This window comes from Mycobacterium sp. RTGN4 (assembly GCF_033804635.1).
Taxonomy (GTDB): domain Bacteria; phylum Actinomycetota; class Actinomycetes; order Mycobacteriales; family Mycobacteriaceae; genus Mycobacterium.
Genome location: NZ_JAPZLB010000003.1, coordinates 185,705 through 205,695 on the forward strand (window position 1 = coordinate 185,705; position 19,991 = coordinate 205,695).

Genomic DNA, 19,991 nt, shown 5'->3' on the forward strand with positions numbered 1-19,991 from the left:
GCTATGACCACCGTAGAAGGCACCGAGAAGACAGAGAAGACGCTGCCGCGTCTGAAGCAGCGCTACCGCGAAGAGATCAAGGACGCGCTGAACAAGGAGTTCAGCTACGCCAACGTCATGCAGATCCCCGGCGTGGTCAAGGTGATCGTCAACATGGGTGTCGGTGACGCCGCCCGCGACGCGAAGCTGATCAACGGCGCCGTCAACGATCTGGCGCTCATCACCGGCCAGAAGCCGGAGATCCGCAAGGCCCGCAAGTCCATCGCCCAGTTCAAGCTGCGCGAGGGCATGCCGATCGGCGCCCGCGTGACACTGCGTGGCGACCGCATGTGGGAGTTCCTCGACCGCCTGGTGTCGATCGGACTGCCGCGTATCCGCGACTTCCGCGGTCTGTCGGCCAAGCAGTTCGACGGCAACGGCAACTACACGTTCGGGCTGAACGAGCAGTCGATGTTCCACGAGATCGACATCGACAGCATCGACCGGCCCCGCGGCATGGACATCACGGTCGTCACCTCGGCGACGACAGACGACGAAGGTCGCGCGCTGCTGCGTGCACTTGGCTTCCCGTTCAAGGAGAACTGAGCAGATGGCAAAGAAGGCTCTGGTCAACAAGGCCAACAAGAAGCCGAAGTTCAAGGTCCGCGGCTACACCCGTTGCAACAGGTGCGGCCGCCCCCACGCCGTCTACCGCAAGTTCGGCCTGTGCCGTATCTGCTTGCGTGAGATGGCGCATGCCGGCGAACTGCCCGGCGTGCAAAAAGCCAGCTGGTAACAGCCCTAACCAAATACAACTACTTTGAAAACACGCGGAAGGCCCATCCCGGGAACCACTGCGAGGAAGGTGAAGCGGCTGTCATGACCATGACGGATCCGATCGCAGACTTCTTGACACGTCTGCGCAACGCCAACTCGGCGTACCACGACGAAGTGACCCTGCCGCACTCGAAGATCAAGGCGAACATCGCCGAGATCCTCAAGAAGGAGGGTTACATCACCGACTACCGCACCGAGGATGCCCGCGTGGGCAAGTCGCTGGTAGTCCAGCTGAAGTACGGCCCGACCCGCGAGCGCAGCATCGCGGGTCTCAAGCGGGTGTCCAAGCCCGGCTTGCGGGTGTACGCACGTTCCACCAGTTTGCCTCGCGTGCTGGGCGGCCTCGGAGTGGCGATCTTGTCCACGTCCTCGGGTCTGCTCACCGATCGCCAGGCATCACGACAAGGCGTGGGCGGCGAAGTCCTCGCTTACGTGTGGTGAGGGAGTAGACATGTCGCGCATTGGTAAGCAACCGGTCCTGGTTCCATCCGGGGTCGACGTAACGATCGACGGACAGAACGTGTCGGTCAAGGGCCCCAAGGGCTCGCTGGAACTGGCCGTTGCCGAGCCCATCTCGGTCTCGCGCAACGACGATGGCGCCATCGTGGTGGCACGTCCGAACGACGAGCGGCTCAACCGCTCGCTGCACGGGCTGTCGCGCACCCTGGTCGCCAACCTCATCACCGGTGTCACCGAGGGTTACACCACGAAGATGGAGATCTTCGGCGTCGGCTACCGCGTCGTGCTCAAGGGCAAGACCCTCGAGTTCGCACTCGGCTACAGCCATCCCGTCGTGATCGAGGCGCCCGAGGGCATCTCGTTCGCGGTCGAGACGCCCACCAAGTTCTCGGTCACCGGCATCGACAAGCAAAAGGTCGGCCAGATCTCGGCGAACATCCGCCGCCTGCGCCGCCCCGACCCGTACAAGGGCAAGGGCGTGCGCTACGAGGGTGAGCAGATCCGCCGCAAGGTCGGAAAGACAGGTAAGTAGACATGGCTGCAACTAAGACCGAAGCGTCCGCGAAGCGGAAGCCCGTGGGGCAGAACATCTCCGAGACCCGTCGAGTGGCCCGCCTGCGCAGGCACGCCCGGCTGCGCAAGAAGGTTGCGGGTACGGCTTCGACTCCGCGCCTGGTGGTCAACCGCTCCGCGCGGCACATCCACGTGCAACTGGTCGACGATCAGGATGGCGTCACCCTGGCGGCGGCGTCGTCGATCGAGGCTGACGTGCGTGCCGTCGAAGGCGACAAGAAGGCCCACAGCGTGCGGGTCGGACAGCTGATCGCCGAGCGCGCCAAGGCCGCAGGCATCGACACCGTGGTGTTCGACCGCGGTGGCTACACCTATGGCGGGCGGATCGCTGCGCTGGCCGACGCCGCGCGCGAAGGCGGGCTCAAATTCTGATGACGAAGACGTACGGAAGGTCTGCATAATGGCAGAACAGGCAGCAGGAACCGGAACCGGCGCCGGTCGCACCGATAATCGTGGCGGCGGAGCCCGTGATGGTGGCCGTGGTCGCCGAGACGACCGTGGTGGCCGTGGCGGTCGCGACGGTGGCGAGAAGAGCAACCTGATCGAGCGGATGGTCACGATCAACCGCGTCTCCAAGGTGGTCAAGGGTGGCCGTCGGTTCAGCTTCACCGCGCTGATGGTCGTCGGTGACGGCAACGGCATGGTCGGTGTCGGCTACGGCAAGGCCAAGGAAGTTCCCGCCGCGATCGCCAAGGGTGTGGAGGAAGCGCGCAAGAACTTCTTCCGCGTACCGCTCATCGGCGGCACCATCGTCCACCCGGTTCAGGGTGAGGCGTCTGCGGGTGTCGTGATGCTGCGTCCGGCCAGCCCCGGTACCGGCGTCATCGCCGGCGGTGCGGTTCGCGCGGTTCTGGAAGCCGCTGGGGTGCACGACATCCTGGCCAAGTCGCTCGGTAGTGACAATGCGATCAACGTGGTGCACGCCACCGTCGCGGCGCTGAAGATGATCCAGCGCCCCGAAGAGGTCGCAGCGCGTCGTGGACTGCCGATCGAGGACGTCGCCCCACCGAGAATGCTCAAGGCGCGCCGCGAGGCTGATGCGCTCGCCGCGGCGGCCGCACGTGAAGGAAACGCATAACCATGGCTGAATTGAAGATCACCCAGGTGCGCAGCACCGTCGGTGCGCGCTGGAAGCAGCGCGAGAGCCTGCGGACGCTCGGCCTGCGGAAGATCCGCCAGTCCGTCGTTCGCGAGGACAACGCGCAGAACCGCGGCCTGCTTGCCGTGGTGAACCACCTCGTGACAGTTGAGGAGGTCTGACATGACCATCAAGTTGCATGATCTGAAGCCCGCTCCCGGGTCCAAGACCAAGCGGACCCGCGTCGGTCGTGGTGAAGGCTCGAAGGGCAAGACCGCGGGCCGCGGCACCAAGGGCACCAAGGCCCGCAAGAACGTCCCCGTGACGTTCGAGGGTGGCCAGATGCCGATCCACATGCGGTTGCCGAAGCTCAAGGGCTTCACCAACCGCTTCCGTACCGAGTACGAGGTCGTCAACGTCGGTGACCTCGGCAGGCTGTTCCCCATGGGCGGCACTGTCGGCATCGACGAGTTGGTGGCCGCTGGCGCCGTCCGCAAGAACACCTTGGTGAAGGTGCTCGGCGACGGCAAGCTGTCCGTCAAGGTCGACGTGACTGCGCACAAGTTCAGTGGCAGCGCGCGCGAGAAGATCACGGCCGCAGGCGGATCGGCGACCGAAGCTTCGTAACGTCATAAGTAAGAGGCCCCCACTGCGAATCATTTTGCAGGCGGGGGCCGCTTGCGTTGGGTCACCAAAGTGCTGGCAGCACTTCGGCAGCCAGCCGCTCCATCTGCTCGCGATCCTCGGCGACCGTCGGGCCGACCGGGTTGAGCAGGATCATTTCGGCTCCCGCGTCGATGACGGCGCGAAGGCCACGGACGACGTCGGACGGGGTGCCCGACACCGGCACCGACTCGATGCCTGGCATGTCTCCGTAGATGCCGTGCAGCCCGGCGAGCACTCGCTCCCTGGCGCGGGTCGCGTCGTCGTCGATCATCAGGTACACGCGCTTGCCGATGGTGAATTGCGCCGGGTCCCTTCGTTGTTCGGCGAGCTCCCGCCGGATCGTGGCCACGGCGCCGACGAAGGCTTCGGTGGTGGACGAACCCGCCCCCAGAAATGCGTCGCCAAGGCGCACGGCGCGGGCCAGCGCCGCCGGGGCGTTCGCGCCGAACCAGATCGGTGGGTGCGGTCGCTGAACGGGTTTGGGCTCGATCGGTAGGTCGTCGACGTCGCGGAACCGGCCGTGGAACGTCACCCGCGGCTCGTCCGACCAGGCCGCCTTCATCAACTCGAGGCCCTCGGTGAAGCTGCTGATGAACGTCTTGGGTGCGACGCCGAACGCGGCGAACTTGCGGAAACCGCCGCCAGGCGCGACGCCGAGGTCCAGCCTGCCGTGGCTGAGCCGGTCGACTGCGGTGGCGGTGGCGGCCAACTGCAACGGATCGTGCAGCGACGTGATGAGCACGGCGACGCCGAGCCGCAGCCGAGTCGTGCACGCCGCGGCGTAGGCAAGCAGTTCCATGGGTGCGATCAGGGGCGCCGCGCCGATGGTCTGTTCCAATGTCCAGCCACCTTCGAACCCGAGCTCTTCGGCGCGGATCAGGTAGTCCTTGAACTCGTCGGCGGGAAATCCGACTGAATCGCGCTGGGGGAGCGAGATCGAGAATCGCACCCCCACCACGTTACGGCCGAATCCGCTTCGCCGCGCTCGTCGGTAGGCTCACAGGATGTTCAGCCTTCTATCCGGCATTCCCGGGACCGACGAGCTTCGCTCGATCGTCCGAAAGGTCGATACCGCGCGTCACCACGGCGTTCCGAGCGGGTGCGTGCTCGAACTCGACCTTCAGGTGCTGCCACCGGAGTCCAGTGGCTTCGATCCGCTGGCCCTCGTGAACGGCGCAGGCAAGCCGTTGCTTTTGGGGGAAGCCGTGGCCGCCATCCACCGCGCGGCCGAGGACGACCGCGTGGCGGGCCTGATCGCCCGCGTCCAGTTGCCCGCCGCCGCGGCCGGTCCAGTCCAGGAGTTGCGCGAGGCGATTGCCGCGTTCAGCGACGTCAAACCCTCGCTGGCGTGGGCCGAGGCCTACCCAGGCACCCTGTCGTACTACCTCGCTTCGGCCTTTCGTGAGGTGTGGATGCAACCGTCGGGGACGCTCGGATTGGTTGGCTTCGCCACCAATGCGACGTTCCTGCGCGACGCGCTCGACAAGGCAGGCATTCAGGCCCAGTTCATCACCAAGGGCGAGTACAAGTCAGCGGCCAACCGCTTCACCGAGGCCGGCTATACCGACGCCCACCGCGAAGCCGACAGTCGGCTCATCGAGAGTCTGCACGCCCAGGTGCTCGCCGCGGTCGCAGCGTCGCGCCACCTCGAGCCCGCCGAGCTCGACGCACTCGTGGACAAGGCGCCACTGCTACGCGACGACGCGCTGGCCGGCCGCCTCGTCGACCGCGTCGGGTTCCGCGACGAGGCGTACGCCCGCATCGCCGAACTGGTTGGCGCACCCGATGTTTCGCTAGATGCTGATGACCCGGACGCACCACGGCGGCTATATCTGTCACGATATGCGAAGGCATCGGCGGTCCCTTCGCCCGGGCTGCCTGGCCGAAAGTCGAAGCCGACCATCGCCGTCGTCACACTGGCCGGGCAGATTGTCAGCGGTCGTGGTGGGCGGCAGCTGTCTCCGCTGGGTACCTCATCCGCGGGCGGCGACACCATCGCCGCCGCGTTGCGCGAGGCCGGCGCCAACGACGACGTCTCAGCCGTGGTGCTTCGCGTCGACAGCCCCGGCGGATCGGTCACCGCATCGGAGACCATCTGGCGCGAAGTCGTTCGACTGCGGGAGGCGGGCAAGCCCGTTGTGGCGTCGATGGGCGCCGTCGCCGCCTCCGGCGGGTACTACGTGTCGATGGCGGCCGACGCGATCGTCGCCAACCCTGGCACCATCACCGGCTCGATCGGCGTGATCACCGGCAAGTTCATCGCCCGCGACCTGAAGGACCGGCTCGGCGTCGGCTCGGATTCGGTACGCACCAACGCAAATGCCGACGCGTGGTCACTGAACCAGCCGTTTACTTCAGCGCAGCGGGCGGGCGTCGAAGCCGAGACCGAGCTCTGCTACACCGACTTCATCGCGCGCGTGGCCGAGGGCCGCGACCTCACGATCGACGCCGTCGACGCCGTCGCCAGGGGCCGGGTGTGGACTGGCGCGGACGCCTTGGAGCACGGCCTCGTCGACGAACTCGGCGGCCTGCGCACGGCCGTGAGGCGGGCCAAGGTGCTCGCCGGATTCGAGCCGGACGACGACGTGAAGGTGCTCGCGCTACCCGGATCGTCGTTCCTGGAGATGTTGCGCCCCAAGGCGTCATCGCAACCCGCAGCGACCTCGCTGTCCGATGCGGTCGGCGCGCTCATCGGGCAATCGGTGGTTGGACTGCTCGGTCAGGTCGAGAAGTCGCTGACCGGTGCCAACGCGCTGTGGGTGGGGGACTACCGCTTCTGAGTCAGACGAGCACTGCACTGACGTAACTCAGCTGCCCGAAGGCGGCCATCGCCGGGTCTTGCTCGGGCCACTCGAATCCGTTGGCCTCCTGCGCTTCCTGCGCGGACTGCACCGAGACCGTCCAGCCGTGGTCGGCCAGATAGTCGATGACGTTGGACCGCTCGCCCTTGTAGACCAGGTCGTCGAACTCGATGTCGGAGCCGAGTTCCTTCATCCGATCCGAGATCTCCTTCGGCCTGGCAGCAGCGAACGCCTCCACGTCTGGCACGCGCTCGGTGGCCAGCCGACTACCCGGCGCAGACAGCGCGGTGATGTTGTCGAACAGCCTGTCCTGCGCGTCGGGCGGCAGATAGATCAACAGCCCCTCCGCGCTCCATGCCGTCGGCTGATTGGGGTCGAAACCATTGTCCAGCAGGGCTTTCGGCCAGTCTTCCCGCAGGTCTATCGCAACGACCTTGCGCGCCGCGGTTGGGGTCGCGGCGAGTCCGGCCAGGGTACGGGTCTTGAACTCGATGACCTCCGGCTGGTCGACCTCGAAGACCACGGTGCCATCGCGCCACGGCAACCGGTAGGCCCGCGCGTCCAGGCCCGCGGCCAGGATCACCGCCTGCCTGACCCCGTGCTTGGCGGCGTCGGTGAACATCTGATCGAAGAAGCGGGTGCGAACGGCCATGCCCTCGGCGGCCCTGCGGACCGTGAAGCTCGGGTCGACGTCTTCGAAGGAGATTTCGCCGTCGAGGATTTTGGTCATGAAGCTGACGCCAACGGCGCGCACCAGCGGTTCGGCGTACGGGTCGTCGATCAACTGCTCGCGGTGGCTCAGTGCGCGTTGGGCGGCGACCATCGTCGCCGTCGCGCCAACGCTGGAGGCCAGATCCCAGGTGTCGTCGTCAGTGCGTGCCATGATGCTCCCTTACTAGAAGATTGCGCTGAGGTATCCGGAACCGCTTGCAAAGGCTGCCATTTCGTCATCTGGCAGCGTGAAACCCTGTGCGGCGAAGGCCTGCTCGGTATCGACGACGTCGACGTTCCAACCGTGGGCCGTGAGGTAGTCGCCCGCGCTATTGCGCTCGCCCATGTAGAACAGTTCGGCCAGGTTGATGGTGGACCCGAGGCGTTGCGACCGCTCGGTGAGTCGGTGCGCCCAATCCGCCGGGATGGTCGTCAGGTCCATGTGTTCGGTGGCTACCCGGCTGCCCGGTGCGGACAGCGCGGTGATGTTGTCGAGCAATCGGTCCTGGGCCTCTGGTGGTAGGTATACCAGCAGTCCCTCTGCGATCCATGCCGTTGGCTGCTTCGGATCGAAACCGTTGTCCAGCAGGGCTTTCGGCCAGTCGTCACGCAGGTCGATCGCGACGGTGCGGCGCTGGGCCGTCGGCTCCGCGCCGAGTTCGGCCAGGGTGCGGGTCTTGAACTCGATGACCTCGGGTTGGTCGAGCTCGAACACCGTGGTGCCTGCCGGCCAGGCCAGTCGATAGGCCCTGGTGTCGAGCCCGGTCGCCAGGATGACGGCCTGCCGGACTCCGGAATTGGTTGCGGCCGTGAAGAAGTCGTCGAAGAACCGGGTGCGGACGGTGATCTGTTCGTTCATCGCCCGACGGTTGAGCACCGGATCGTCCTCGGCGGAGAGCTCGCCGTTGACGATCTTGACGAAGTGATCGATGCCCACAGCGCGCACCAGGTGCTCCGCATACGGGTCGTCGAGCAGCGGCTCTGGGCCCTGCGATGCGGCGGCGCGCGAGGCGGCCACCGCGGTGGCGGTGGCGCCAACGCTGGAGGCCAGATCCCAGGTGTCGTTGTCAGTACGTGCCATTGGTGATACTCCTACTTTCGTTCTGCCGTCACGGACAGTGAATTACGCATGGGGGCAAGGGCTTCGGAATCGCCGAAGTCGCGCCCGTAGAGTTCGAAAACCTCGGGTCGAGTCCTGGCGTACACCTGCCAGCCGTGGCCGACCAGATAGTCGACGACGGGCCTGCGCTCGCCCTTGTAGAACAGGTCGGGCAGGCTCACGTCGAATCCGTGGCCGCCCCAGGCGCCGGTCATCGCGCTAGCTCGCTCGCTCATGCCGGCCCCGCCGTCGGGGTGATATTCGGTGGCCACCCTGCTGCCCGGTGCGGACAGCGCGGTGATCTCGTCGAACAAGCGGTCCTGTGCCTCCGGGGGCAGGTACACGAGTAGGCCTTCGGCGCTCCAGGCGGTGGGCTGGGTCGGATCGAAACCACTGCCCAGCAATGCCTTCGGCCAATCGTCGCGCAGGTCGACGGCGACCACGCGACGGTCGCAGGTCGGGGTGGCACCGATGTCGACCATGGTCGCGGACTTGGCCTCGATCACCTGAGGCTGGTCGAGCTCGTAGACCGTGGTGCCCGTAGGCCACGGCAGCCGATAGGCCCGCGAGTCCAGCCCCGAGGCCAGGATGACCGCCTGCCGCACCCCGGCCGCCGTCGCCTCGAGAAAGAAGTCATCGAAGAATCGCGTCCGGACCGCCATCATGCCGACCATCTGCTTGGCGACACCGCCGTCGTCGACCCCGTCGGTCGCGACCTCCCCGTCGACGAGCTTGGTGAAGAAGTCGATGCCGACGGCACGGACCAGAGGCTCGGCATAGGGATCGGAGATGAGCGGATCCGGCTCCTTGGTGGCCAGCGCCCGCGCTGCGGCCACCATCGTCGCCGTCGCGCCCACGCTTGACGCCAGGTCCCAGCTGTCGGCGTCGGAGCGGCTCATCGAGCGTCGCCCAGTGTGCCCGCTACATAGCGAGTGTCTGCGTAGCCGGCCATCTCCTCGTCATCGAACGGCGGCAGGCCGTGCGCGTCGAAGAGCTCCCGGACGGTGCTTCCGGTCATTTGCCAGCCGTGGTTGGTCAGGTACGCCTCGGCCTCGTTGCGGTCGCCGAGGTAGATCAACTCCGCGAGATCGAGCTCGAAGCCGTGCTTGCGCCATTGGTCGGCCGACTTCTGCATCTGCTCGCGGATGACGCCGTGGTCTGCCTCGTCAAGGGTGGGCGTGCTCTCGGTGGCGAAGCGGCTGCCCGGTGCGCTGAGCGCGGTGATGGTGTCGAGCAGCCGGTCCTGGGCGTCCGGCGGGAGGTACCCGAGCAGGCCCTCGGCGCTCCACGCCGTAGGCACTGACGGATCGAAGCCGGCCTCCTTGAGCGCGGTGGGCCAGTCGTCGCGCAGGTCGACGGCCACGGTGCGGCGCCGAGCCGCGGGTTCGGCGCCAAGCTCGGCCAACGTGCGGGTCTTGAAGGCGATGACGTCGGGCTGATCGACCTCGTAGACCGTCGTTCCCGGCGCCCAGGCCAGGCGGTACGGCCGCGAGTCCAGCCCGGAGGCCAGGATGACCGCCTGCTTGATGTCCGCGTCGGCCGCATCGAGGAAGAAGTCGTCGAAGAACATCGTCCGGACGGCCATGTTGTCCGCCATACGCTGCATGCCGCCCGAGGCGTCGTCCCCGATGTCACCGGGGATGACGTCGCCGGTGGCCAGCCGGGTGAGCAGGTCCACCCCGACCGCGCGTACCAGCGGTTCGGCGAACGGGTCGTCGATCAGTGGGTGTTCGGCGCGGCCTGCGATGGCCCGGGCTGCGGCCACCATGGTCGCCGTCGCACCGACGCTGGACGCCAGGTCCCAGGTGTCGTCGTTCGTGCGCACTGCGATCCTCCAAGGATTAGTTAGGTGATGTAACGACTTGCTTCGACTGTACGCTTCGTTTCTGAACGGCCGGCAAGGCTGCTAGGGCGTCGATCGGGCGAAGCAGGGGTGGAAGTTAGAGGGTCCGCCAACTGTTACTCTCGTAGACTGTTTGACACGCGACGTCGCTGGCTGCGGGCATGCCTGCGAGCCTTGCGGACGGATCGCACACGACTTAACCAAATGCTGGTCTACCCAGCCCCAAATTGGTACGCCGCGACAAGTGCTCGGCTGCGCAGGAGGAAGAGTGCTCTCGGCATTCATAGCGTCACTACGGACGGCCGAACTCAGGCGCAAGATCCTCTTCACGCTGGGGCTCGTCATCCTGTACCGCGTTGGCGCGACGATGCCGTCTCCCGGCGTCAACTACCCGCACGTGCAGCAGTGCATCAAAGAGGTCAGCGGCGGTGACTCGGCGCAGATCTACTCGCTGATCAACCTGTTCTCCGGCGGCGCGCTGCTGCAGTTGTCGGTGTTCGCGGTCGGCATCATGCCCTACATCACGGCCAGCATCATCGTGCAGTTGCTCGGCGTCGTCATTCCGCGATTCGAACAATTGCGCAAGGAAGGCCAAGCCGGCCAGGCCAAGCTGACCCAGTACACGCGGTATCTCACGATCGCACTGGCCATCCTGCAGGCCACGTCCATCGTGGCGCTGGCGGCCAACGGCGGGCTGCTTCAGGGCTGCTCGGTCGACATCCTCCAGAACTCGAACATCTTCACCCTTGTCGTCATCGTGTTCGTGTTGACCGCCGGCGCAGCGCTGGTGATGTGGATGGGCGAGCTCATCCAGGAACGCGGCATCGGCAACGGCATGTCGCTGATGATCTTCGCGGGCATCGCCGCACGCATCCCGTCCGAGGGCAAGACCATCCTCGACTCGCGCGGCGGCCTCGTCTTCACCGCGGTGTCCGCCGCGGCGTTGATCATCATCGTGGGCGTCGTCTTCGTCGAGCAGGGCCAGCGCCGCATCCCGGTGCAGTACGCCAAGCGCATGGTCGGTCGCCGCGTCTACGGCGGCGCCTCGACCTACCTGCCGCTGAAGGTGAACCAGGCGGGCGTCATCCCGGTGATCTTCGCGTCGTCGCTGATCTACATCCCGCACCTGATCACCCAGCTGGTCGACAGCGGCAGCGCCAACCCCGGCACCGGCTGGTGGGCCAAGTTCGTCGCGAACTACCTCACCAACCCGGCCAGCCCGGTGTACATCGCCATCTACTTCGGCCTCATCATCTTCTTCACGTACTTCTACGTCTCCATCACGTTCAACCCGGAAGAGCGGGCCGACGAGATGAAGAAGTACGGCGGCTTCATCCCTGGCATCCGGCCAGGCAAGCCGACCGCGGACTATCTGCAATACGTGCTGAGCCGCATCACGCTGCCCGGCTCCATCTACCTCGGCACGATCGCCGTGTTGCCCAACCTGTTCCTGGAACTCGGCAACAGCGGCGGAGTACAGAACTTCCCCTTCGGCGGCACATCGCTCCTGATCATGATCGGTGTCGGCCTGGATACGGTTAAGCAGATCGAAAGCCAGCTCATGCAGCGCAACTACGAAGGGTTCCTCAAGTGAGAATCGTTTTGCTTGGACCGCCCGGCGCAGGCAAGGGCACGCAGGCCGAGAAGCTGGTGGAAAAGCTCGGCATCCCGCAGGTCTCGACGGGCGATCTGTTCCGGCACAACATCAGCACCGGCACGAAACTCGGCCTCGAGGCCAAGAAGTACCTCGACGCGGGCGACCTGGTGCCCGCGACGCTGACGAACGCGTTGGTCGACGACCGGCTCAACGACGAAGACGTCGCCGCAGGGTTCATCCTCGACGGCTTTCCCCGCTCGGTCGAGCAGGCCGAGGCCTTGCGCGAGATGCTGGCCAAACGCAACCTCAAACTCGACGCGGTGCTCGAGTTCCGGGTCTCCGAAGACGAGCTGCTGAAGCGGCTGAAGAGCCGCGGCCGCGCCGACGACACCGAGGAAGTCATCCTCAACCGCATGAAGGTGTACCGGGACGAGACCGCGCCGCTGCTGGACTATTACCAGGGTGAACTCAAGACCGTCGACGCCGTCGGTGACCTCGACGAGGTGTTCGCGCGCGCCTTGGCTGCGCTCGGCAAGTAGTGATCAACGTGCCGGGGCTACGCAGCCGCAAGGTCGTCGCCCAACGCAGTGCCGGTGAACTCGACGCGATGGCTGCGGCAGGCGCATTGGTCGCCGCCGCGCTGAAGGCGGTTCGGGCGGCCGCGCAGCCCGGAGTGTCCACCTTGGAGCTCGACGAGGTGGCCGAGGGCGTCATCCGCTCAGGCGGTGGCATCCCGTCGTTCCTCGGATACCACGGCTTCCCCGCAAGCATCTGCTCGTCGGTCAACGATCGCGTCGTGCACGGCATCCCGACCGCGGACGAGACGTTGACCTCCGGTGACCTGGTGTCCATCGACTGCGGCGCGATACTGGACGGCTGGCATGGCGACTCGGCGTTCACGTTCGGCGTCGGGCCGTTGATCCCCGCCGACGAGGCGCTGTCCGAGGCCACCCGGCTGTCCATGGAGGCAGGCATCGCGGCCATGGTGCCCGGGAACCGGCTCACCGACATCTCCCACGCCATCGAGACCGGCACGCATGCCGCCGAAACGGCTCACGACCGCAAGTACGGCATCGTGGCAGGCTACGGCGGGCACGGCATCGGCAGGGAAATGCACATGGACCCGTTCCTGCCCAACGAAGGGGCGCCGGGGCGCGGGCCGTACCTGGCGCCGGGTTCGGTGCTGGCCATCGAGCCGATGCTGACCCTTGGTACCGCGCGGACCAAGGTGCTGGCCGACGAGTGGACCGTCATCACCAGCGACGGATCCCGGGCGGCGCACTGGGAGCACACCGTGGCCGCCACCGAGGACGGGCCCCGCATCCTCACGCTCTGAGGCCCCGGCACGGTCGTCTGGCCTACCCGTCGAATTGCCCAGCTCGCGGCAATCATCCGTCGATCTGCCGCTCGCAGCACGACGGATTGCGGCATAGTTGCTAGTAGACGGGCACGCGGCCGGTCGAGACGGTTGAACCTCCGGGGCCTCCACACCGTGTTAACTGGCGGAGGTTGGGAATGGAAGATCCAGAGGCCGCCATGATGCGAGTGTTGTACGACGAGCACGCCGGCGCGCTTTGGCGTTACGTGCTGCGGCTCACCGGAGACGCGGCACGCGCAGAGGACGTAGTACAGGAGACGCTTCTTCGGGCTTGGCGGCATCCAGAGGTGACCTATGACGCCGACCGCTCAGCGCGGGCGTGGTTGTTCACCGTCGCGCGCAACCAGATCATCGACGAGCGCCGCAGCGCCCGGTTTCGCAACGAGACAGGGACCGACGACGTCGAGCGTGTCGCCGACCGCGCCGGTCCAGACGAGGTGGACGGCGCGTTGGACCGGCTGCTGCTCAGCACCGCAATGAGCGAACTCTCGGAGGACCACCGCGCGGTGATCCTCCGGGCCTACTACCAGGGCCACAGCGTCGCGCAGATCGCCAATGAGCTGCGGATCGCCGAAGGCACGGTGAAGTCGCGGCTGCACTACGCAGTCCGCGCGCTACGTCTCAACCTGCAGGAGATGGGGGTGACACGGTGACACAGTCGGGAGGACCTCGGAGTCTGGAACCGGTCGACGGCGACCGCTACACGACGTGGGATGCCGCATACATGCTTGGTTCGCTGTCCAGCGCCGAGCGACGAGAATACGAAGCGCACCTAGAGACGTGCGACCGGTGCCGCACGGCCGTCGGCGACATCAGCGGCATGCCTGCCCTGCTAGCCATGCTCGACGCCGACGACGTACGAGCGCTGGCCAAGGAGCAGCCCGAGCCGCCACCGTTGCGGCCCGAGGTGCGCACACAGGTGTTGGACAAGGTGCGCTGGCGCAGGCGCCGGTCGCGGATTTTGACGTACGGAGCGGTTGGGCTGGCGGCCGCACTGCTGGCCGTCGGTCTGGTGATCGCCGTCCGCCCGGGCATCGTGGGCCTGCAGAGCGGCACGGAACAGGTGACGGCTCAACAGTTGGAGATGAACAAGCTCGTCACGACGCCGTTCAGCGCGACCATCTCGGTGAACAGTTTCGCGTGGGGCACCCGTATCGACATGGCCTGCACCTATGGCGATTGGTCGAGTGGCGGCGGAACACCGCCGAGCAATCTCGGCATGGTCGTGGTGGGCCGTGACGGAAGTCATACCCAGATCGCGACGTGGCTGGGGCTGTCGGGAGCTACCGCGCTACCCAGCGGAAACACGCCGGAGCACGTCGGCGAAATCGCTGCGGTACAACTAGTTTCCGCTGATTCAGGACAGGTGTTGCTCGAACGCCAGCTGTGAGATCCCGCCTGCGGTGAACCGCGACGCCACCCGCGTCGTGTCACTAGCAGGAATCGGGAAGCAGGTGTTCGATGGTCATGACGTACCGGGTGGTCGACCATATAGTCGACGAACTCGCCGCTGGCGGAGTCGATTACGTGTTCGGCGTTGACGGCGCCAACATCGAAGACCTCTACGACGCCATTCACTTTTGCGACGGTGTCACCGGTGTGCTGGCCAAGCACGAGTTCTCCGCGGCAACCATGGCCGACGGCTACAGCCGGGCGTCATCGAGCCTCGGCGTGGTGGCCGCGACGTCGGGCGGCGGTTCGTTGAATCTGGTTGCGGGGCTGGGGGAGTCGTACGCCAGCCGGGTTCCGGTGCTGGCCTTGGTCGGTCAGCCGCCGACCGCCATGGACGGGCGAGGAAGCTTCCAGGACACCAGTAGCGCGGGCGGTTCGCTGGACGCCGTCGCCCTGTTCTCGGCGGTATCGGTGTACTGCAGGCGCGTGGTCGACCCGGCCGACATCGTAACGGCGCTCCGGGAGGCCGTCGCAGCCGCCAGAGCGGGCGGGCCCGCAGTCCTGCTGCTGCCGAAAGACGTGCAGCAGAGCATGATCGAGTGCATCGACAGGCCCGCCGTCGCCTGCGCGAGTCCGCGGCTCGGAGACGTGACGCCCATCGTCGAGGAATTGCACCGCGCGCTCGGGCCCGTCGCCATCATCGCGGGAGAACAAGTTGCACGTGATGACGCGCGGGTCGCGCTCGAGCAGCTGCGGACCACACTGCGCGCCTGGGTCGCGACGGTGCCAGATGCCAAGGACGTCAGCGGGACGCCGGGGCTCGGCACTTCCTCGGCACTGGGGGTCACTGGTGTCATGGGGCATCCCGGGGTGGAGCAAGCGCTTTCGGAAAGTGCGGTGTGTCTGTTGGTGGGCACGCGGATGTCCGTGACCGCACGCGCAGGGCTCGACGACGCGCTGGGCCGGGTTCGGGTGATGTCGATCGGGTCGGCCGAACCGTACGTGCCGTCAGTCCACGTGCACAGCGAGGACCTCAACGTATCGTTGGCCGACTTGACGCGCGCCCTGACCGGCCAGGGTAGACCGCGGGGGCTGCAGGTAGTGGAAGTGTTGTCGCGCCGCGAGTTACAACCACCGGAGTACGACGGCCCCGGTGTGAGCTATCGCGATGCGATGGCCGCACTGGACCGAGCGATGCCGGCAGGGGCCGACATCGTGGTCGATGCGGGCAACAGTGGCGCGGCCGCAATTCACCTCCTGCCGGTCCGGCGTTCCGGACGCTTTGTCGTGGCACTTGGCATGGGCGGCATGGGGTACAGCTTCGGGGCGGGTATCGGGATGTGCTTCGCCCGCGCGATGGGCGCACGTCCGACGAGTCACGGGCCGCGCAGGCGCACCGTCGTCGTCGCAGGGGATGGGTCGTTCTTCATGCACGGCATGGAATTGCACACCGCGATCCAGTACGGGCTGCCGCTCACGGTGGTGCTGTTCAACAACAACGCCCACGCGATGTGCGTCACCCGTGAACAACTCTTCTACGGCGGCCAGTACAGCTACAACCGATTCGCGCCCAGCCGACTCGGCGCGGGCCTGGCAGCCATGTTTCCCGGGCTGCCTTCGGTTGACGTCTCGGACGTCGCGACGCTCTCCGGCGCGCTGCGCGACGCCTTCGCCCACGACGGTCCCGCGGTGGTGAGCATCGAATGCTCGGCCGATGAGATCCCCCCATTTGCACCCTTTTTGCAAGCCCCACAACATCATTCAATTGACGAGGAGATGAAGCCCGATGTCGCTGCCCGCGCTTGACGATATAACCGCCCCCATTGACGGGGTCGTCCGCATAGAGACTTCGCCGCGTGAGCAGGCGACGCCGATCATCATGGAGATGATGCGGTCGGTGTATCCCCACGACCAGGTGTTCGGCGAATTCTGCACCGTCAACGCCTACGTCGACTGCCCGCCGGACGAGCTGTTCACCTACCTGTCCGATACCCGCAGCCTTGAGGAGTGGACCTACAGCCTGCGCGGCTTCACACCCACTGAGGAGCCAGGGCTGTGGGTGGCCTACGACCGACTCGGGTCGGAAACCGAGATCTACACGCGCACGGTCGCCAATCGCGCGGCGCGCACCGTCGACTATCACTGTGCGTGGGACCAGGGCAAGCACCTCTGGATGGTCTACCTGATGCGAGTGGTGGACGCGCAGGTCGTGTTCGACAAGCCCGGTTCGGTCGTGCTGTGGACCAACTGTCGTCACCCGTTCTACGACCACAACCCGTACCCGGAGAGTGCGCCGCAGCAGCGGCCGGTCTGGGTTGGCGACTTCTGGGACATGTTCGGCGCAGGCCATGAACTGGAACTGAAGAACCTCAAGGCGATTGCCGAATATCGCCACCACAACGGACTGCCGGTGACCCCGGTCTGGATGAGCTGAGCGGACGACGACATGACCACGACCACGCCCCTGCCTTCAGTCAGCCTGATCGACGTCTCCACCTATCTGCCCGGGGAACCGATCGGCGCGGACTACTACGCACAGTTCGCGGAATCCGACGACCTGCGGGACAACCTGATGTTCCGCGCGCCGAAGTTCCGCCACCACGTCGCGCCGGACGAGACCGCTATCGACATGGTCGAACGGGCCGCCGCGGGGTTGGTGGAGCGGCACGGTGCTGATGCGCTGGCGAACGTCGACGTGTTGATCACCCACACCCAGATGCCCGACATGCCGTTCTACGGCGGCGGCGGGGGAATGGCATATCGCCTTGGTATGAAACCGAATTGGGTGGTGGACCTGCACAACGGCGGTTGTGCGGCCTTCGTACTGGGCCTGAAGCTGGCCCGTCGCCTGCTCCAGTCAGGAGAGGGTCGCACCGCGCTGATCGCCGTCGCCCAGAATTCGGCGGGGACGGCCTTCGATCAGCCGACCATCCGGCGCAAGGCGCAGGCCGCGGTGCCCGGCGACGGAGCCGCGGTCGGGCTGGTCGCGTTGTCGGAGGAGTCTCCGATCCTCGACGTCGAGTGCCGTACCTACGGCGAATATGCCGGTGACATGACGCTGGCCGTCGACCCGCCACGCAAGTGGTGGCAGGCCGGTCCCGGCGAAGGCTGCATCGGGTTCACCGACGCCAAGATCACCAAGGTGCTGGCGCGGGGCAACCGGCAGGTGCCCGAGATTGCGTACTCCGTGTGCGATCGAATTGGCATGGCGCCCAAGGATCTTGACCTACTGGTGACCAACCAGCCGAACCGAGTCTTCCTGCGCAACTGGCGAGAGGCCCTGGAGTTGCCCGCCGAACGACACCGCGACACGTTTGACGAATGCGGCAACCTGTTTGCCGCAGGCATTCCGGTGAACCTGGACAGGGCGATCACCGAAGGGCAGATCAAGAAGGGTGACGTCGTGATGATGGCGGCGTTCGCGCACGCAGGGGACTTCGCCGGGGCCGCGGCCATCAAGTGGGGCGGGCAAACCCGGTGACCACGAACCTTGCGCTCACCGATGCCATCGACGCACTCGAGCCCGCGGTGAACCCCTTTGCCCTGTCGCTCAACGAGAATCCGTTCCCACCGTTGCCGTCGGTGCGTTCGGCGCTGGCCACGTCGCTCGACACGGCGAACCGCTATCCGGAGTTCCTGCCCCAACGGTTGCGCGCACTGATCGCGGGTCGGGTGGGAGTGCGCGACGACCAGGTGGTGATTGGTGCAGGCGCCACCGGGGTGGTGTTGCAGGTACTGCATGCCGTCACCAGCCCCGGCGACACCATGGTGATGACGTCGCCGACATTCGACGGGTACCCGATCTTCGCCCAGATGGCACGGCTACGTTCGGTCACCGTCGCGCTCGATCAACACGGGCACCATGACCTCGACGCGATGGCCGACGCGGCAGCCCATGCCCGCGTCGTCGTGCTGTGCCGCCCGCACAACCCGACCGGCACGATCGAAGCTGCGGCTGACGTCGAACGGTTCCTGCGCCGCATCGCGCCGGACACGGTGGTGCTGCTCGACGAGGCCTACGTCGAATTCCTGTCGCCCGAGCACCGCATCGATGCGCCGGCCCTGGTGGAGCGGTTCCCCAATGTGGTGGTGCTACGCACCTTTTCGAAGGCCTACGGGCTGGCCGGACTGCGCGTCGGATACGGGTTCTGTGCTGCGGACCTGGCGCGGCGGCTGTGGACCATGCAGTTGCCGTTCGGCGTCGGCTCCACCGGGCTGGTCGGGGTCGCGGCATCTTACGATGCGGAAGTCGAACTGCAGCAACGCATTCGCGTGATCAGTGCGGAAGGCAGGTACCTGCGTGCGCGACTGCGCGCCATGGGCGTCTACAGCACGGACAGCCACGCCAACTTCGTGTACCTTCCCGCGTGCGCGCGCTCCTGGCAGCACGTCTTCGCCAACACTGGGCTGCGGGTACGCAGCTACGCCGACGGTGGCGTGCGGGTCAGCGTGGGCAGCCGGTCCTCCTCACGCGCGGTGTTGGCTGCAGTCGCAGTCGCCTGATTCCTGCACCCGGCGGGTGGAGTGCGGTATGAAGAGTCGTGCCGTCTGAAGAACCGAACCCGCCTCCTGGCAAACCAGATCCCATCGCGCTGGCACGCGCCAACTGGGAACGCGCCGGGTGGGGTGACGTCGCCGACGGCATGGTGGCAGTGACGTCGGTGATGCGCGCACACCAGATCCTGCTGGCCCGGGTCGAGGCCGCGCTGCGGCCGTACGACCTGAGCTTCTCGCGCTACGAGTTGCTGCGGTTACTGGCGTTCAGCAGCACCGGTGCGCTCCCGATCACGAAGGCTTCTGACCGTCTTCAGGTACACGTCACCAGCGTCACCCATGCCATCCGCAGGCTCGAGCAGGATGGGCTCGTCGAGCGCATCCCGCACCCCACGGATGGCCGCACGACCCTGGTGCGGCTGACCGGGCTCGGGCGGTCGACGGTGGAGGACGCGACGGTCACGCTCAACAAGGAGGTGTTCGCCGACATCGGAGTTTCCGCCGCCGAGTCGGCGGCACTGGCCGCGTCGATCGAGACCCTGCGCCGCCACACGGGCGACTTCTGAGCGGCGAAGGAGTCTTCGCAACTGGTGGTCAGGACACGCGGCCCGGGGCTTTACGCTTGGTCCCGTGGGGAGTCTCGTGAACATCAGGCCGAACGTCCTGGTTGTACTGTCCGCCGCGGCGCTTTTGACCGCATGCAGCAGCACGACGACTGGCGAAGCCACCGCTCCCAGCGGCGTGAGTGCGTACTCGACCACCACCAAGTCGACGCCATCCACGACGACGACCACGCGGTCCACCTCAGCGCCGAGCCCCACGGCCGCACCGTCGGTCGTCCCGCCGGAGGCCTACGACGAGATACGGGCGTCGGGCGTCAGCGGGACGGAGTCGAACATCAGCGACGTGATCGACATCGCGTGCATCGTGGCCGACAGCAGTTTCAACGACACCAAACAAGAAATCGTCGACGCGATGCAACAGATGGGCGCCGAGTTCTCGGATCAGCAACTCGGCGTCATCGTGACGGTGGCGCTGACCTACCGCTGCCCCGAGAACTCGGGCAAATTGGGGGGCTGAAACT

25 protein-coding genes are annotated in these 19,991 nt (G+C 66.4%); 20 read left to right on the top strand and 5 right to left on the bottom strand.

Annotation, left to right across the window (positions count from 1 at the left end; translation table 11 throughout):
* The first annotated feature begins 3 nt into the window (after positions 1-3).
* From rplE to rplO, 8 genes are all read left to right on the top strand, one after another.
* A complete protein-coding gene (rplE, locus tag SLQ30_RS07785) occupies positions 4-585 on the top strand; it encodes a 50S ribosomal protein L5 (protein ID WP_319445691.1) in 582 nt (193 codons plus the stop codon).
* A 4-nt stretch (positions 586-589) separates the two neighbouring features.
* Positions 590-775 carry a type Z 30S ribosomal protein S14 gene (locus tag SLQ30_RS07790; protein ID WP_184442279.1) on the top strand — a complete coding sequence of 62 codons (186 nt, stop codon included), beginning with the start codon at positions 590-592 and terminating at the stop codon, positions 773-775.
* An 83-nt stretch (positions 776-858) separates the two neighbouring features.
* Positions 859-1,257, top strand: a complete 399-nt coding sequence (gene rpsH, locus SLQ30_RS07795) for a 30S ribosomal protein S8 (protein ID WP_319445692.1) — start codon at positions 859-861, stop codon at positions 1,255-1,257.
* Between the two features lie 10 nt (positions 1,258-1,267).
* Positions 1,268-1,807 carry a 50S ribosomal protein L6 gene (gene rplF / locus SLQ30_RS07800; RefSeq protein ID WP_319445693.1) on the top strand — a complete coding sequence of 180 codons (540 nt, stop codon included), beginning with the start codon at positions 1,268-1,270 and terminating at the stop codon, positions 1,805-1,807.
* Between the two features lie 2 nt (positions 1,808-1,809).
* The gene (rplR, locus tag SLQ30_RS07805; protein ID WP_413467957.1) at positions 1,810-2,220 is read left to right on the top strand and encodes a 50S ribosomal protein L18; all 411 of its coding nucleotides are present in this window, start codon (positions 1,810-1,812) and stop codon (positions 2,218-2,220) included.
* A gap of 28 nt (positions 2,221-2,248) precedes the next feature.
* Positions 2,249-2,926: a 30S ribosomal protein S5 gene (gene rpsE, locus SLQ30_RS07810; RefSeq protein ID WP_319445694.1), complete on the top strand. Its 678-nt coding sequence runs from the start codon at positions 2,249-2,251 to the stop codon at positions 2,924-2,926.
* 2 nt (positions 2,927-2,928) lie between these two features.
* Entirely contained in the window at positions 2,929-3,108 is a 180-nt protein-coding gene (gene rpmD, locus SLQ30_RS07815; protein WP_319445695.1) for a 50S ribosomal protein L30, read from the top strand.
* A gap of 1 nt (position 3,109) precedes the next feature.
* A complete protein-coding gene (rplO, locus tag SLQ30_RS07820; protein WP_319445696.1) occupies positions 3,110-3,553 on the top strand; it encodes a 50S ribosomal protein L15 in 444 nt (147 codons plus the stop codon).
* Between the two features lie 61 nt (positions 3,554-3,614).
* Here the strand turns inward: rplO and SLQ30_RS07825 are convergent, their stop codons facing one another.
* Positions 3,615-4,541, bottom strand: a complete 927-nt coding sequence (locus tag SLQ30_RS07825; protein ID WP_319445697.1) for an LLM class flavin-dependent oxidoreductase — start codon at positions 4,539-4,541, stop codon at positions 3,615-3,617.
* A gap of 55 nt (positions 4,542-4,596) precedes the next feature.
* On the opposite strand from SLQ30_RS07825, the gene sppA reads away from it, so the two are divergent.
* Positions 4,597-6,372, top strand: coding sequence for a signal peptide peptidase SppA (gene sppA, locus SLQ30_RS07830; RefSeq protein WP_319445698.1), 1,776 nt, complete (start codon positions 4,597-4,599; stop codon positions 6,370-6,372).
* 1 nt (position 6,373) lies between these two features.
* On the opposite strand, the gene SLQ30_RS07835 is transcribed toward sppA, so the two are convergent.
* The 4 genes from SLQ30_RS07835 to SLQ30_RS07850 are packed head-to-tail and all read right to left on the bottom strand — an operon-like array spanning position 6,374 to position 9,971.
* Positions 6,374-7,276, bottom strand: a complete 903-nt coding sequence (locus SLQ30_RS07835; RefSeq protein ID WP_319445699.1) for a class I SAM-dependent methyltransferase — start codon at positions 7,274-7,276, stop codon at positions 6,374-6,376.
* A 12-nt stretch (positions 7,277-7,288) separates the two neighbouring features.
* Positions 7,289-8,185, bottom strand: coding sequence for a class I SAM-dependent methyltransferase (locus SLQ30_RS07840; protein ID WP_319445700.1), 897 nt, complete (start codon positions 8,183-8,185; stop codon positions 7,289-7,291).
* An 11-nt stretch (positions 8,186-8,196) separates the two neighbouring features.
* On the bottom strand, positions 8,197-9,102 hold the full coding sequence (locus SLQ30_RS07845) for a class I SAM-dependent methyltransferase (RefSeq protein ID WP_319445701.1): 906 nt from the start codon (positions 9,100-9,102) through the stop codon (positions 8,197-8,199).
* On the bottom strand, positions 9,099-9,971 hold the full coding sequence (locus SLQ30_RS07850) for a class I SAM-dependent methyltransferase (RefSeq protein WP_319446070.1): 873 nt from the start codon (positions 9,969-9,971) through the stop codon (positions 9,099-9,101). Before SLQ30_RS07850 ends, SLQ30_RS07845 begins: the two co-directional genes overlap by 4 nt.
* A gap of 343 nt (positions 9,972-10,314) precedes the next feature.
* Here SLQ30_RS07850 and secY point away from each other — a divergent pair, with 343 nt between their 5' ends.
* From secY to SLQ30_RS07905, 11 genes are all read left to right on the top strand, one after another.
* A complete protein-coding gene (gene secY / locus SLQ30_RS07855) occupies positions 10,315-11,640 on the top strand; it encodes a preprotein translocase subunit SecY (RefSeq protein WP_319445702.1) in 1,326 nt (441 codons plus the stop codon).
* Entirely contained in the window at positions 11,637-12,182 is a 546-nt protein-coding gene (locus SLQ30_RS07860; protein ID WP_319445703.1) for an adenylate kinase, read from the top strand. Before secY ends, SLQ30_RS07860 begins: the two co-directional genes overlap by 4 nt.
* The gene (gene map, locus SLQ30_RS07865; protein WP_319445704.1) at positions 12,182-12,979 is read left to right on the top strand and encodes a type I methionyl aminopeptidase; all 798 of its coding nucleotides are present in this window, start codon (positions 12,182-12,184) and stop codon (positions 12,977-12,979) included. The genes SLQ30_RS07860 and map overlap by 1 nt, the downstream gene beginning before the upstream one ends.
* A 179-nt stretch (positions 12,980-13,158) precedes the next feature.
* Positions 13,159-13,674 (top strand): sigma-70 family RNA polymerase sigma factor, encoded by a 516-nt coding sequence (locus tag SLQ30_RS07870; protein ID WP_319445705.1) that lies wholly within the window; start codon positions 13,159-13,161, stop codon positions 13,672-13,674.
* A complete protein-coding gene (locus SLQ30_RS07875; RefSeq protein ID WP_319445706.1) occupies positions 13,671-14,411 on the top strand; it encodes a zf-HC2 domain-containing protein in 741 nt (246 codons plus the stop codon). Before SLQ30_RS07870 ends, SLQ30_RS07875 begins: the two co-directional genes overlap by 4 nt.
* 71 nt (positions 14,412-14,482) lie before the next feature.
* On the top strand, positions 14,483-16,219 hold the full coding sequence (locus tag SLQ30_RS07880; protein ID WP_319445707.1) for a thiamine pyrophosphate-binding protein: 1,737 nt from the start codon (positions 14,483-14,485) through the stop codon (positions 16,217-16,219).
* Positions 16,200-16,847, top strand: a complete 648-nt coding sequence (locus SLQ30_RS07885) for an SRPBCC family protein (RefSeq protein WP_319445708.1) — start codon at positions 16,200-16,202, stop codon at positions 16,845-16,847. Before SLQ30_RS07880 ends, SLQ30_RS07885 begins: the two co-directional genes overlap by 20 nt.
* A gap of 12 nt (positions 16,848-16,859) precedes the next feature.
* Complete coding sequence (locus tag SLQ30_RS07890) at positions 16,860-17,894, top strand: 3-oxoacyl-ACP synthase III family protein (RefSeq protein WP_319445709.1); 1,035 nt, start codon at positions 16,860-16,862, stop codon at positions 17,892-17,894.
* Complete coding sequence (locus tag SLQ30_RS07895; RefSeq protein WP_319445710.1) at positions 17,891-18,916, top strand: pyridoxal phosphate-dependent aminotransferase; 1,026 nt, start codon at positions 17,891-17,893, stop codon at positions 18,914-18,916. Before SLQ30_RS07890 ends, SLQ30_RS07895 begins: the two co-directional genes overlap by 4 nt.
* 38 nt (positions 18,917-18,954) lie before the next feature.
* On the top strand, positions 18,955-19,473 hold the full coding sequence (locus tag SLQ30_RS07900) for a MarR family transcriptional regulator (RefSeq protein WP_319445711.1): 519 nt from the start codon (positions 18,955-18,957) through the stop codon (positions 19,471-19,473).
* Positions 19,474-19,537: 64 nt separating this feature from the next.
* Positions 19,538-19,987: a hypothetical protein gene (locus SLQ30_RS07905; protein ID WP_319445712.1), complete on the top strand. Its 450-nt coding sequence runs from the start codon at positions 19,538-19,540 to the stop codon at positions 19,985-19,987.
* Positions 19,988-19,991 lie beyond the last annotated feature (4 nt).